11 protein-coding genes, 1 tRNA gene and 1 riboswitch are annotated in these 14259 nt (G+C 60.0%); of the genes, 5 read left to right on the top strand and 7 right to left on the bottom strand.

What is annotated here, in order from left to right; all coding sequences use genetic code 11:
* The first annotated feature begins 1 nt into the window (after position 1).
* Positions 2–856, top strand: coding sequence for an AraC family transcriptional regulator (locus tag G5332_RS08235; RefSeq protein WP_216954490.1), 855 nt, complete (start codon positions 2–4; stop codon positions 854–856).
* Between the two features lie 96 nt (positions 857–952).
* Here the strand turns inward: G5332_RS08235 and G5332_RS08230 are convergent, their stop codons facing one another.
* Positions 953–1540, bottom strand: a complete 588-nt coding sequence (locus G5332_RS08230) for a superinfection exclusion B family protein (RefSeq protein ID WP_216952701.1) — start codon at positions 1538–1540, stop codon at positions 953–955.
* A 169-nt stretch (positions 1541–1709) separates the two neighbouring features.
* Positions 1710–1816, top strand: a riboswitch (yybP-ykoY riboswitch).
* 88 nt (positions 1817–1904) lie between these two features.
* On the opposite strand from G5332_RS08230, the gene G5332_RS08225 reads away from it, so the two are divergent.
* On the top strand, positions 1905–2891 hold the full coding sequence (locus tag G5332_RS08225; RefSeq protein WP_421311218.1) for a sodium:calcium antiporter: 987 nt from the start codon (positions 1905–1907) through the stop codon (positions 2889–2891).
* Between the two features lie 67 nt (positions 2892–2958).
* On the opposite strand, the gene G5332_RS08220 is transcribed toward G5332_RS08225, so the two are convergent.
* The 3 genes from G5332_RS08220 to pepA all read right to left on the bottom strand — a co-directional run bounded on the left by G5332_RS08220 (position 2959) and on the right by pepA (position 8015).
* Complete coding sequence (locus G5332_RS08220) at positions 2959–5811, bottom strand: valine--tRNA ligase (protein WP_421249431.1); 2853 nt, start codon at positions 5809–5811, stop codon at positions 2959–2961.
* Between the two features lie 64 nt (positions 5812–5875).
* On the bottom strand, positions 5876–6331 hold the full coding sequence (locus G5332_RS08215) for a DNA polymerase III subunit chi (RefSeq protein WP_005336425.1): 456 nt from the start codon (positions 6329–6331) through the stop codon (positions 5876–5878).
* 175 nt (positions 6332–6506) lie between these two features.
* Positions 6507–8015, bottom strand: coding sequence for a leucyl aminopeptidase (gene pepA, locus G5332_RS08210; RefSeq protein WP_005336423.1), 1509 nt, complete (start codon positions 8013–8015; stop codon positions 6507–6509).
* 172 nt (positions 8016–8187) lie between these two features.
* On the opposite strand from pepA, the gene lptF reads away from it, so the two are divergent.
* Both lptF and lptG read left to right on the top strand, forming a co-directional pair.
* Positions 8188–9300 (top strand): LPS export ABC transporter permease LptF, encoded by a 1113-nt coding sequence (gene lptF, locus G5332_RS08205; protein WP_005342794.1) that lies wholly within the window; start codon positions 8188–8190, stop codon positions 9298–9300.
* A 25-nt stretch (positions 9301–9325) separates the two neighbouring features.
* Positions 9326–10396 (top strand): LPS export ABC transporter permease LptG, encoded by a 1071-nt coding sequence (lptG, locus tag G5332_RS08200; protein WP_421249432.1) that lies wholly within the window; start codon positions 9326–9328, stop codon positions 10394–10396.
* 66 nt (positions 10397–10462) lie between these two features.
* On the opposite strand, the gene G5332_RS08195 is transcribed toward lptG, so the two are convergent.
* On the bottom strand, positions 10463–10996 hold the full coding sequence (locus G5332_RS08195; protein ID WP_421172973.1) for an RDD family protein: 534 nt from the start codon (positions 10994–10996) through the stop codon (positions 10463–10465).
* Positions 10997–11139: 143 nt separating this feature from the next.
* Here G5332_RS08195 and G5332_RS08190 point away from each other — a divergent pair.
* A tRNA-Leu gene (locus G5332_RS08190) sits at positions 11140–11225 on the top strand.
* A gap of 237 nt (positions 11226–11462) precedes the next feature.
* On the opposite strand, the gene G5332_RS08185 is transcribed toward G5332_RS08190, so the two are convergent.
* Entirely contained in the window at positions 11463–12086 is a 624-nt protein-coding gene (locus tag G5332_RS08185) for a PepSY-associated TM helix domain-containing protein (protein ID WP_421249433.1), read from the bottom strand.
* A 64-nt stretch (positions 12087–12150) separates the two neighbouring features.
* A complete protein-coding gene (locus G5332_RS08180; RefSeq protein ID WP_421249434.1) occupies positions 12151–14193 on the bottom strand; it encodes a TonB-dependent receptor in 2043 nt (680 codons plus the stop codon).
* Between the last annotated feature and the right edge of the window lie 66 nt (positions 14194–14259).

Raw genomic sequence — 14259 nt, 5'->3', positions numbered from 1 at the left:
CATGGTCGATTATCAGGCCAGATTGCGCCCGGTGATCCGGGCGCTGGAGCAGAATCCCGAGCTCTGCCTCAGTGAGGCGGCCAGTCTTGCGGCGCTCTCCAGCTATCACTTTCATCGGGTCTTTACCGCCGTCACCGGTGAAACCCCGACCGAGATGCAGCGCCGCCTGCGGTTGGAGCGGGCTGCTCGCTCTCTCTGCTACAGTCGCGACCCGATCACCGAGATTGCCTTCTCGGCCGGTTTTGCCAGCTCACAGGCCTTTGCCAAGGCGTTTCGCAAGCAGTTTGCCATGGCACCGGGGATGTTGCGCCGCCAGCCGTCACTCTTGCAACTGAGCAAGAATGGACACGCGGCTGCCCGGGTCTCTGATTATGCTGAAGGCCGTTCCAGTGAAAGGAGGCTACAGATGAAAACCGAACAGATGGCTGCGCGCACTCTGGCCTATATCCGGGTCACCGGCCCTTACGGCATAGGCTATGAGCCGGTGTGTGACCAGCTCTATCAATGGGCTGTCGGGTTGGGCTTGGCCGAAGGGGAGTGGATCTTCATCTACCACGACAACCCCGAAGTGACGGCTCCCCAGCAGTGCCGCACCGATATTTGCGTCACCGTGCCGGCGGGCACCAGGGGAAGTGGCAATGTGGAGATCCAGCAGCTGGCGGGCGGCCGCTATGGCCAGTCACGTTTTACCGTGACCGACCCGGCCCAGTACCCCGCACTCTGGCAGCAACATATCGGTGAGGTGGTAGCGGCCGGTTTCGAATTTGATGATCGACCCTGTTTCGAGCTCTATCACAGCTTCGATCCGGTGACCAAGGTTGCGGATGTGAGCTTTTGCTCCAGCCTAAAGGGTTAGGGCACAACAAGACGTAAGGGATGGTACAGAGCATCGCGCAGAAATTAGAGAGCCGGACAGTGTCCGGCTCTTTTGCATCTGGCGGTTGGGCGGCGGTTAGCGCTGGAACCCCTTCTGGGCGAACTTGGGGCGGGCGTTCATGATCTGCTCCACCTGTTCGTCGCTCATCTTGCCACGCGACAGCCCCAGCACCTTGTAGGTGAGCAGCGGTCGGGCGGGCAGGGCGATCATCAGGGCGCGGATCTGGTTCTCGTCATCCTTATCTCGGGTCGGCTTGCCGTAGGCATAGGTGAGGACGCCGGCATCCATCAGGTTTTTGACGGCGGGCTCGGTGATCGGCAAGTTTATGACGCTTTTACGCTGTAGCACGAACTCGCGCAGCACCGCCTTTTCGTTGAAGTCGAGGAAGCCGATCATCTGGGCCAGCTGGTCCTGCTGACGGCGCGCCTGCCACTCTTCGCAAGCCCACTCCCAGGCGATCAGGAAGCCCTGACTGCAGAAGTAGGAGATGGCGATCAGCATGCCGACCCCCAGCCAGGCCGCATGATCCGCAGCCCACTGGCTGACGGCCCCTTTCATCAGCCCGGCCGGAAACAGCAAAATGATGCTGCAACAGAGCAACAACCAGACCATTAGCCAATTGAGGCGGCTGAGTTGATAGAAATGTTGGATCCACCGTTTCATTGTTCATCCTTCCCAAACTGTTGTGGATAGTGAACTACCTACAGCAATCGGTGTGCCAACAGCGTAATGGTGGCGGGGAGGGGAGGCTGGCGATACATTTCCTTACAACTTATTGAATGAGTTATCAGTAATTTGCCTTGTGAGGCGGCGGTCGAGTTGGTAAAACATCCCCTCAGTCATTGGGGAGTAGCAACCCGTCCGCATTCCGGGCCGGGCCCATGTCAACACTCTTGGATCCTCGTATCCATGGCATGGGCGGCGATAGGCACTATCGCTCTGCAAGACCTTTGGCCTCGATATGCACGCCAGCCGGGCGAGCCATGTCGGGTCCATCGGTTATTCTGCTCGCCTGGCGGTATCTATTATGTTGATTACCCTGCTGTTATTTCTCGTCTCTGCGGTCACTATCTACCTTGCCTGCGAATACTTCGTCAACGGCATTGAGTGGACCGGCCACCACTTCAAACTCTCCCAAAGCGCCACCGGCTCCCTGCTGGCGGCACTGGGTACGGCGCTGCCCGAGTGTATCGTCACCCTGACCGCTCTGCTGATGGGCAACACGACCGCCCAGCAGGAGATCGGCATCGGCGCAGCCCTTGGCGGGCCGCTGGTGCTGGCGACCATCGGCTATGCAGCGGTCGGCCTCACCCTGCTGCTTTGCATGGGGCGTACCGAGCGCGCCATTGATGGCGAGGTGCAGCGCGAGATTGGTCGGGATCAGCGCTGGTTTATGGGGATCTTTCTGGTGGCAACCGCGCTGGGGCTGGTCGCTTTCACCGGCAAGAGCTGGCTGGCCCCGCTCTTCCTGCTGGTCTACCTCGTCTATGTAAGGCGTGAGCTGAAACAGAGTGACAGCCACGAGGTCGAATTGCCGGAGCCCCTCAAGCTGGCTCCAAATGCCGGGATCCCGCCCCTTGGCAAGGTGTTGCTGCAGACGCTGGCTGCGTTGGTAGTGGTAGCGCTGGCGGCCCAGCTGTTTGTTCATCAGCTGGAGAGCATGGGCGAACTGTTTGGTCTCTCGCCGGTGCTGGCGGCCCTGCTGTTGAGTCCGGTGGCGACCGAGATGCCGGAGCTGATGAACGTGCTGATCTGGGTGCGGCAGGGCAAGAACCGGTTGGCGCTGGCCAATATCTCCGGGGCCATGATGATTCAGGGCACTATCCCCAAGGCGTTCTGTCTGCTCTTTACCCCCTGGCTGCTGGATGGCGCCATGATGGCCTCCTCGCTGGTGACGCTGTTGGCGGTCGGGTTGCTCTGGTGGGGGTTCAGAAAGGGAATCATGACCGCCGGGTGGTTGGCGCTGGTCGGTCTGCTCTATCTCGGTTTTTGCGGCTGGCTGCTGGTGAGCTGAAGCGGGAAGCGCGGATATGAAAAAGCCCCCTTGGCAGGGGGCTTTGTTGTATCGGTTGGGGCGTTGCTTACAGCGCGGCGATTTCGGCCTGCTGGGCTTCCAGCTTGGTCAGCTGGAGACGGTAATCTTCCAGCTTCTCGCGCTCTTTGGCGATGACCGCTTCCGGCGCCTTGGCGACGAAGGCTTCGTTGCCAAGCTTGCCTTCGATCCGGCCGCACTCGCCCACCAGACGGGCAACCTCTTTGGCCAGACGGGCCAGTTCGGCGTCCTTGTCGATGAGACCGGCCATCGGGATCATCAGCTCGGTCGCACCGATCAGCTTCTTCACTGACAGCGGGGCGGTTTCACCGTCCGCCAGTACGCGGATGGACTCCAGACGGGCCAGCGACTTGAGGAAGGCCTCGTTGTCAACGGCGCGCTGGGCATCCTTGGCATCGCACTGGAGCAGCACGTTGAGGGGCACGCTCGGCGCCACGTTCATCTCGGCGCGGATGTTGCGGATGCTGACGATGAACTCTTTCACCCACTCCTGATCCGCCATCGCGGCTTCGTCCACCTTGGCGGCGTCGAACTCCGGGAAGGCCTGAATCATGATGGTGTCGGCGTGTACACCGGCCAGCGGGGCGACCGATTTCCAGATGGTCTCGGTGATGAACGGGATGATCGGGTGTGCCAGACGCAGCAGGGTTTCCAGCACGGTCACCAGGGTGTGGCGGGCAGCGCGCTGCTCGGCCTCGGAACCCTTGGTCAGCACCGGCTTGGTCAGCTCCAGATACCAGTCACAGAACTGGTTCCAGATAAATTCGTACAGCACGCCAGCCGCGATGTCGAAGCGGTAGGTATCGAGGGCGGTACGGAAGTCACGGATGGCCACTTGCAGCTGGGACTGGATCCAGCGATCCGCCAGACTGAACTGCATTTCGCCACCGGCAAAACCGCAGTCCTGATCTTCGGTGTTCATAAGCACATAGCGGGAGGCGTTCCACAACTTGTTGCAGAAGTTGTTGTAGCCGTCCAGGCGCTTCATGTCCCAGTTGATGTCACGACCGGTAGAGGCCAGCGCCGCCAACGTGAAGCGCAGGGCGTCGGTACCGTGGGCATCGATCCCTTCCGGGAACTGCTTGGCGGTACGCTTGGCGATCTTCTCGGCCATCTGCGGCTGCATCATGTTGCCAGTGCGCTTCTCCAGCAGATCTTCCAGCGAGATACCGTCGATCATGTCGAGCGGGTCCAGCACGTTGCCCTTGGACTTGGACATCTTCTGGCCCTCTTCGTCACGGATAAGACCTGTGATGTAGACGGTCTTGAACGGGACTTGCGGCTGGCCGTTTTCGTCCTTGATGAAGTGCATGGTCATCATGATCATCCGGGCAATCCAGAAGAAGATGATGTCGAAGCCGCTCATCAGCACGTCGGTCGGGTGGAAGGTCTTGAGTGCCTCGGTGTTGTTCGGCCAGCCCAGAGTGGAGAAGGTCCACAGAGCGGAGCTGAACCAGGTGTCGAGCACGTCTTCGTCCTGACGCAGTACGGTCACGGCCGGGATGCTGTGCTTGGCGCGCACTTCATCTTCGCTGCGGCCAACGTAGACGTTGCCGGCGTCGTCATACCATGCCGGGATGCGGTGACCCCACCACAGTTGACGGGAGACGCACCAGTCCTGAATGTCGCGCATCCAGGAGAAGTACATGTTTTCGTACTGCTTCGGCACGAACTGGATGCGGCCATCTTCCACCGCCTCGATAGCGGTCTTGGCCATCGGTGCCACGCGCACGTACCACTGGTCGGTCAGCATCGGCTCGATGGGCACGCCACCGCGATCGCCGTAAGGTTGTTGCAGCACGTGATCCTTGATCTCGTCCAGCAGACCCAGCTCTTCCAGCTTGGCCAGAATCGCTTTACGGGCAGCGAAGCGCTCCAGACCGGCGAACTCGGCCGGCAGGGCGGCGTCGTAGGCGGTGCTCGGGTTGCCGTTGGTGTCGACCACTTCGGCCTCGGCACGCACATGGGCGTCCAGGGTGAAGATGTTGATCATCGGCAGGCTGTGGCGCTTGCCCACTTCGTTATCGTTGAAGTCGTGGGCCGGGGTGATCTTCACGCAACCGGTGCCCTTCTCCATGTCGGCGTGTTCGTCGGCAACGATGGGGATCAGACGGTTCACCAGCGGCAGCAGGATGTGCTGGCCGATCAGCGCCTTGTAGCGCGGGTCTTCCGGGTTCACGGCCACGGCGGTATCGCCCAGCATGGTCTCCGGACGGGTGGTGGCGACGATCAGGTAATCCTTGCCTTCAGCGGTCTTGGCGCCGTTGGCCAGCGGATAGCGCAGGTGCCACATGTGGCCCTTGATCTCGCGGTTCTCCACTTCCAGATCGGAAATGGCGGTGTTGAGTTTCGGATCCCAGTTCACCAGACGCTTGCCGCGGTACATCAGGCCATCTTCGTAGAGACGAACGAACACTTCCTGCACGGCGGCGGAGAGACCCTCATCCATGGTGAAGCGCTCGCGCTCCCAATCCACGGAGTCGCCCAGACGGCGCATCTGGCGGGTGATGGTGCCACCGGACTCTTCCTTCCACTGCCAAATCTTGTCGATGAAGGCATCACGGCCGTAATCGTGGCGAGTTTTGCCCTCTTCTGCGGCGATCTTGCGCTCAACCACCATCTGGGTGGCGATACCGGCGTGGTCGGTACCAGCCTGCCACAGGGTGTTCTTGCCCTGCATGCGGTTGTAGCGGATCAGGGTATCCATCAGGGTTTGCTGGAAGGCGTGACCCATGTGCAGGCTGCCGGTGACGTTCGGCGGCGGGATCATGATGCAGAAGGAGTCTTTGCTGGTGTCGCCGTGGGGCTTGAAGTAACCCTGGGCTTCCCAGTGCTGATAGAGCGCCTGTTCGATGGCGTTGTGATTAAAAGTCTTTTCCATGGTCTCGCCGTAATCTGGATGGATGGAGTCTGGTGTTGATTCTTTATGGATCAATTGGTTGCAGTCAGGGCTGCGCCGGATCCGGTGCGGCAAGGACGGGCTGGTCCCTCATTTCGAGGGTATGGCCTGCCTGGCGATAGTGCTTGTAGCGCTCGCGGGCTTGCTGCTTTTGTGTTTCGTCAGTGGGGACAAAATCTACCACTTGAGCGAAGTGTCCTGCAAACAAAGGTGTCGCAGTGGCCAGATTGATGAGGCGGGCGTAGCGCCGTTTCGGTGGCTGATAGCCGATCTCCACCGGGGCCATGCCGCTTTCGCCTTGCAGCTGGTGCGGCACGAAGCGCTCCGGCGGCAGCTGCCACAACAGCTCGTCGAGGCGCAGGGCCTGCGCTTCATCGTCGCAGAACAGGTAGATATGGCCCGCGCCCCACGACTCGGCCGCAAGAGTGCAGGCCAGTCGCTCGACCGCAGAGGCCTGCGCGTCATCCTGTTCGCTCATCAGATAAAAGGTCACTTGGCTCATCAGGTTGATCCCGTTTTGCGGTGACGGACTGTTGACCGCCTCATGAGGCTCGCGGGGTGTTTCTCCGCTCGCAGCTCACTGATTCAAGAATGAAACAAGGAAGAGGCGGGCCTCTTCCTTGTGGTTCAGGGTAACGCCAACCCTTCCGATGCAGCCATCGGCAGGGGCCGGAGAGTTACTCTTTCTCTTCGATATCCACGCCAGCCCGGTTCAGCAGGAACTGGGTCAGCAGGGGTACCGGACGACCGGTGGAGCCTTTATCCTTGCCACTCTTCCAGGCGGTCCCGGCGATATCCAGGTGGGCCCAGTTGTACTTCTTGGTGAAGCGTGACAGGAAGGCGGCCGCAGTGATGGTACCGGCCGGACGACCGCCGATGTTGGCCATGTCGGCGAACGGGCTGTCGATCTGCTCCTGATACTCGTCGAACAGCGGCAGACGCCATGCGCGATCACCCGCCTGCTCGGAGGCGTTGAGCAGCTCGTGGGCCAGCGGGTTGTGGTTAGCCAGCAGACCCGAGGTGTGATGGCCCAGCGCGATGACGCAGGCACCGGTCAGGGTCGCCACGTCGATGACGGTCTCCGGATCGAAGCGATCCACATAGGTCAGCGCATCACACAGCACCAGACGACCTTCCGCATCGGTGTTGAGCACTTCGATGGTCTGGCCTGACATGGAGGTGAGGATGTCACCCGGGCGATAGGCGTTGCCACCCGGCATATTCTCGCAGCCTGCCAGCACGCCGATGACGTTGATCGGCAGTTGCAGCTGGGCCAGCGCATGCATGGTACCGAGCACGGAGGCGGCGCCACCCATGTCGTACTTCATCTCGTCCATGCCGTCGGCCGGCTTGATGGAGATGCCGCCGGAGTCAAAGGTCAGACCCTTGCCGACCAGCACGATGGGCTTGGCATCCGGATGACCCTTGTATTCGATGATGGCCATCATGGCTTCGTTATCGGAGCCGCGGGCCACCGCCAGGTAGGAGTTCATGCCGAGCTCGGCCATCTCCTGCTCGCCCACCACCTTGGTGGTGATGTTGTCGTAGGCATCGGCCAGACGACGGGCCTGGGAGGCCAGATAGGCCGGGTTGCAGACGTTGGGCGGCATGTTCGCCACGTCGCGGCAGACCCGCACACCCTTGGCCACGGCCAGACCGTGAGCGATGGCTTTTTCACCAATGGTCAGTTCCCGACGCGTCGGCACGTTGAATACCAGCTTGCGCAGCGGGCGACGTGGCTCGGCCTTGTTGGTCTTGAACTGATCAAAGCTGTAGAGGCCCGCCTTGGTGGTTTCTACCGCCTGGCGCACCTTCCAATAGGTATCCCGACCCTTGACGTGCAGCTCGGTGAGGAAGCAGACCGCTTCCATGGAGCCGGTTTCGTTGAGGGTGGTGATGGTCTTGTTGATGATCTGCTTGTACTGGCGTTCGTCGAGTTCCCGCTCCTTGCCGCATCCGACCAGCAGTACGCGCTCGCTGAGCACGCCCGGTACTTGATGCAGCAGCAGCATCTGGCCTGGTTTCCCTTCCAGGTCGCCACGGCGCAGCAGCGAACTGATATAGCCATCGCTGATCTTGTCCAGTTGTTCGGCAACCGGAGAGAGGCGACGCGGCTCAAATACGCCGACTACGACGCAGGCGCTCCGTTGCTTCTCTGGACTGCCACTCTTTACACTGAACTCCATGGAATCTCCTACATCCTAAAGACAAAAGGCACCTTTTATTGAATAATGCGGTGCTTGTTGGGGTATCAGAGGCGGAGCGAACAGCCACAGGCTCCGCAGTTCAAACTGGTAAAAATCCAATATACGGCCCTATTTTTCAGGCATTCGACTAAAAACACAAGTTTACTTGGGAATGACTGTGATCGTTTTCCGATATTTGTTCAGGGAAACCCTGAAAACCCAGCTGGCAGTGTTATTCGTATTGCTGCTTATCTTTGTCAGCCAACAATTTATCAAGATCATCGGTGACGCCGCCGATGGCGAGGTGCCGACACGTCTGGTCTCCACCCTGCTGCTGCTCAACTTGCCCAATATGGCGCTGTTGATGCTGCCTATCAGTCTCTTTTTAGCCATTTTGTTTGCCCATGGTCGCCTCTACGCCGAAAGCGAGATGACGGTGATGCATGCGGTCGGCTTCAGCCACCGTTTCGTGATGCGCAGCGCCATGTTGCTAGCCTTGCTGACCGCCGCAGTCGCAGCGTTCAACACCGGCTGGATCGCCCCGCAGGCCAAGGAGCGAGAGTATCAGGTGATCGACGAGTTCAAGTCGGATCCGGGGATCTCTTTCCTGCAGGCGGGCCGCTTTATGGAGCTCGACAAGGGGCGCCTGGTTGCCTATATCCAGGATTTGAACGACAACGGCTCGAAGCTGCAGAAGATCTTCATCTTGCAGCGGGCCGAAGGCAGCAACCCCCCTTCGGTGGTGGTGGCCAGCGAAGGGGTGGTGACGATCGATGAGAATGGTCTGCAGTGGCTGACTCTGAAGGATGGTTCCCGCTATGAAGGCAACTTCTCCGGCAAGCAGTTCCAGATCTCCGATTTTCGCGAGTATGGTCTGGTGATCCGTCAGCAGGAGATGGAGCGCTCCAACCGCAAGGCGGCGGCCAAACCCACCATGGAGCTGCTGGGTACCCAGGAAAACGACATGATGGGTGAATTGCAATGGCGTATCTCGCTGCCCCTCTCCATTCCGGTGCTCACCCTGCTGGTAGTTCCGCTGGCGCGGGTCAACCCCCGTCAGGGGCGCTACGCCAAGCTGTTGCCGGCCATCATGCTCTATCTCTCCTACTTCCTGCTGCTCAGTGCTGCCCGCTCGGCTATCGACAGTGGCCGGTTGCCCTACTGGCCGGGGATGTTCCTGGTGCCGCTCGGTTATCTGCTGTTTATTGGCCTGCCCCTCAATTTGCAGGGCACCAGCTGGTGGAACGGGGTAAAGAGCAAATATTTCATAAACAAATCAAAATGATGAAGCCACATAGGAACTACCGCTGATGTTTGGCATTCTCGATAGATATATCGGCAGGGTCATTTTTATGTCGATCCTGCTGTGTGAGCTCACGCTCGTTGGTCTTGCTGCGCTCATCAAGTATGTGGAACAGCTCAAGTCTGTCGGAGAGGGCAACTACGACATGCTCAATGCTCTCTACTATGTGTTGCTCTCCATGCCCAAGGAGGCGGTGCTCTTCTTCCCGCTGGCGGCACTGCTGGGCGGTCTGATCGGTCTGGGCCAGCTGGCGACCAGCTCCGAGCTGGTGGTGATGCAGGCGGCGGGTCGCTCCAAGATCAGTATCGTGATGGCGGCGCTCAAGACGGCGATCCCGCTGATGATCCTGGTAGGACTGATGGGGGAGTATGTGGCCCCTGTCGCCAAACGGATGGCGGATGATATCCGTGCCGGTGCCATGTCGGAAGGGCGGCTTACCGTCTCGGCCTACGGGGTGTGGGCACGGGATGGCAACAACTTCGTCAATATCAACGGGGTGCGCAACGATGGCGCCCTGACCGGCATCACCCTCTATCGTTTCACCCCCGAGCGCAAGCTGATCGACGTGGTGCAGGCACGGGAGGGGGTATTTGAACGGCATCACTGGCTGCTCAAGCAGACCCAGGTTACCCGCTTCGACGACCCGGCGCAGATCCGCAGCGAACAGCATGACAAGATGGAGTGGAGCTCGGAGCTGACGCCCAAGCAGCTGGGGGTGGTGAGTATCGACCCCGAGAACCTCTCGGTCTCCGGTCTGCTCGACTACATCGGCTATCTCGATGCCAACAAGCAGGATGCCGGTCGCTACAAGCTGGAGATGTGGCGCAAACTGCTGTCACCGCTCTCGGTGGTGGCGATGATCCTGCTGGCCTCCTCCTTCATCTTCGGCCCACTACGCTCGGTGAGCATGGGCGCGCGGATGCTGATGGGGATCATGACCGGCTTTGCCGTCTATGTGAGTGATCGGGTGTTTGGCCCCATCAGTCTGGTCTATGCGGTACCGCCCATTCTGGCGGCTGTCGCGCCCAGCCTGCTGTTTGGCGGCATCTCCTTCTACATCCTCAGCCGCAAGCAGTAATTCACACGTGGTAATACAAAGAGGGCACCTGCTGGTGCCCTCTTTCGTTATTGCATTGATCCGGTATTACTTGTTCAACAATTCCAGATTTGCCTCTTTGCTCAGCACAATCACTTCGCATTCGGCCCAGATATCCTGGAACGCCCGTGGGCGCTTGCGGTTGAACAGGCACATCAGGTTGCCCAGACCAAAGGCGGCAGTGGCGAGACGGATCAGCGCCTGGGTAATACGGATATGGCTGCCATCTTCGTTCTGAATGCGCAGCCGCCAGGCGCGCATGCCGACGGTCTGGCCAGCGCGGGTCCAGAACCAGGTGTAGAAACCGCAGATGACGAAGGCGAGCCACAGGGTGTAGATCAGGCTCAGGGGGTGGCGGGTCAGCAACCAGACGGTATCTTCACCCGCCGGTACGCTGGCCATGCCGGTGACCAGCAGCAGCTTGGCGACCCCCATGCCGATAAAGCCGGCGATGATCAGCAGCGAAGTCACCACCAGCGCATCATAGATCAGGGCGCCGAGGCGACGCAGCAGACCCGCTGACGGGTATGGCTGAGTGGCGGGAGAGGGGGATTTTTGTTGGACTTTTTTAGGCTTGGCCATCGTTTTTATTCCATTAAGATGATGGCGGCATTCTATGTAACTGGCCCCGCATCGGCAAGGCGTTGAATAAATGAACAAACGGGAGTGTTCAATCGAAAAACACCTTGCATGGCATCGCGCCATTCGTATAATCCCTCGCAGTTGCCCGGGTGGCGAAATCGGTAGACGCAGCGGATTCAAAATCCGCCGGTGAATAACCGTGTCGGTTCGAGTCCGACCCCGGGCACCATAAAATTCATGACAAAAGGCCACCAGCAATGATGGCCTTTTGTTTTTTGGTGTTTCTGCGCTTTTGGGGCGTTACTGTTGAGCAGACAGTACTTCCCGTTACCTCTTGGTATCCCTTCTCTTTTCCCGCTCTCCGTTATTTCCTTTTCTTGATGTGGCCGCCGGCATCACCGCCAGCGGCCTGTTTCTATTGCTGTTTTCTTTCCAAACCTTGCTGCATCAGATCATGGTTGCTGCGTTACCCCAGCAGGGCAAACAGCAGGGTGCCGAGGCTGCCAGCGAGTGTCAGCACGATGATGGCTCTGGGAGTGCCGTGCAGCTTGGTCCACATAAACAGGCTGGTGAGGGCGAGCAGTAGCAGGGCCAGGGCGGCGATATCGCCAAACAGCTGCCAGCCGAGGCCGGTACCCATGCCGCGGTGCAGCCGGTTGAGGCTGGCGGCAAAGTTGGCTTGCTGCAGGTCGGTACGTACCAGCAGGGTACCCTCAACATAGCTGGCGGCCACGCTCTGGCTGAGGGTGACGCCGCGCATCTCCCACTTGGCGGGCAGGGTGAGCGGGCCGTTCGGGGTGGGCAGGGTCTGGGCCGGGGTGATCATGGTTCGCCCGTCGGCAAAGGTATCGGGATAGCGCTGTTGCAGCAGGCTTTTCAGCTGCTCCGGGCTGGCGAGCGGCGTCTCCAGCACTATCTCTTCACTCGATTTATCGGTGTGGGGGCCGGGGATGGGCAACACGGCACGGTGTTGCAGCCAGAGACCGGTGATGCCGTACATCAGCATCAGGGCGAGGGTAAAAAAACCGGCCCAGGCATGGAGGCGGCGTACCCATTTGTTGTTGTGAAGGGGAACTCTTCTGCGTTTCATCGTGGTTGCTTCATAAAAAAACTGGCCAGCAAGGGCTGGCCAGTCGGGGTGGTTGTCACAGAGATCAGAAGCGGTAGGTACCGGTCAGACTCAGCTGACGGGGTGTGCCCGGCATGATCTGGTTGGCACTGGTGGCGCTGACGAAGTACTCGTGGTCGGTCAGGTTTTCGGCGCTCAGCTCGGCTTCCCACTGTTGCCAGCGATAACCGACGCGCGCATCGAAGCGGGCGTAACCGGGCAGTGTGGTGGTGTTGGCGTTGTCGGCGAAGCGATCGCCCACCGCCGTTACGCCGGTTTCACCGAACCAGCCCTGCTCGCCACTCTTGTAGCCGAGATAGAGCTGGCCATTCTGACGGGAGACGTTCATCGGGCGCTTGCCCTGCAGATCCGCATCCGCCTTGACCTGCTCGGCATCCTGAATAGCGAAGCCGCCACGCAGGTAGATCTCTTCGGTCAGCTCGGCGCGCGCGCTCAGCTCGACACCCTCGGTGCGCTGCAGGCCGGTGAGGATCACCTTGGTGGGATCCAGCGGATCCTTGGTGCGCTTGTTGTACATCTCCAGTCGATAGAGGGAGAGGGTGGTCGCCAGCTTGCCGTTCAGCCAGTCACTCTTCACGCCACCTTCGTAGAGGCGGGTGTGCTGGGGTTCCAGCCCGTTGTTCTTGTCGCCCGGGGTGATGCCGATCAGCTCGCCGCCCACCGGGGTGAAGGTCTTGCTGTAGGAGGTATAGAAGGCGTGATCCTCGAGGGGATTCCACACCAGACCGAGGCGCGGGCTCAGGCTGTTGACCGAGACGCTCTCCTCCTTGTTGAGGTCGTAGCGGCGACTGGTGACGGTGAAGTCGTCACGGCGCAGCCCGCCAACCAGATGCCAGTCACCCAGGCTGAGCTGATCCTGCAGATAGAGGCCATTGCCGCGCACCTTGTGTTTGGCGTCGCTGGAGAGCTTCATGGCGCCATTGTAGGTAGGCAGTGAGCCCGGGTCGTAGAGGTTGCCGGACGGGATGGCGGTGGCGTTCTGGTAGAGCTTGGGTGTGCGCTCCTGCCAGTTCTGCTCGAAGCCGACCAGCAGGCGATGTTCCACCGGGCCGGTCTGGAACAGACCTTCGGCCTCGGTGTTGCTGATCAGGTTCTTCGCTTTGAGATCCTGCTGCCAGCGGGAGCGGGTCACCTGATCCCCTTTGACGCTGGTGACATAGGTGTTGTCAAACTGGCTGTCGAGGGTGGAGTAACCGAGCTGCTGGCGCAACTGCCACTGATCGTTGATATCCCAGGAGAGGCGTGAGCGGGTGGATTGTGCCACGTCATCGATGAAGTCGCGGCTGGTATCGCTGTAGACATACTCTCGCGGCACATCGGCCGGACGGCCATTGACCCCGGGAATGCCGCGATCCGGGGTGCGGTCATGTTCGTTGCGCTCGTACTGCACCAGCCAGTTGAGGTTGTCGCTGATCTCCCAGTTGGCGGTGGGGGCCAGCAGGGTGCGCTTGCTCTTCACGCCGTTGCGGAAGCTATCTTTGTCCTCTTGCGCCATGTTGAGGCGCAGTTGCACCTGCTCACTCGCCTCGCCATTGAGGTCGGCGGCCAGTCGCTGACTGTCAAAGCTGCCGACCCGGGCGGTGACGCTGGACTCCTGCCCTTTCTGTGGCTTCTTACTGATCCGGTTGACGATGCCCCCCGTGCTGCCACGGCCGTAGAGCACGGCAGCCGGGCCCTTGAGCACTTCCACCCGCTCGATGTTGCCGAGATCCCGGGTGTACTGCATGTCGTCGCGGAACCCGTCGAGATAGAAGTCGTTGCTGGCGCTGAAGCCGCGGATATTGACCCCATCGAAGCGGGTATCACCGCTGGCGTTGACCCCGGGAATGCCGCTCAGGGCTTCACTCAGCGTTGGTTGGCCGAAGGCGGTCAGCTCGCTGACCTTGACGCTGTCGATGGTCTGGGGAACCAGCTTGGCTGGTGTATTGGTACGGGTTGCGGTGGCAACTTCCTGATGCTGGGATCGTTTGCCAACCACAGTCATGGTTTCATCGGCGGCCTGGGCAGTGAAGCCGGTGCCCAACAGTGCCAGCGAGACCAGCGTTCTGCGAAAGTGAGGGTGCTGCATATTCAATATTGACTCTTTGGATGTCGACCTGACGGCTCGAACATATTGATTTAATTATAATTAGCC

This window comes from Aeromonas sp. 603757 (genome assembly GCF_049171255.1).
Classification (GTDB): domain Bacteria; phylum Pseudomonadota; class Gammaproteobacteria; order Enterobacterales; family Aeromonadaceae; genus Aeromonas; species Aeromonas veronii_A.
The sequence above is the reverse complement of the archived record's forward strand: the minus strand, read 5'-3'. Positions and strand labels throughout refer to the sequence as shown.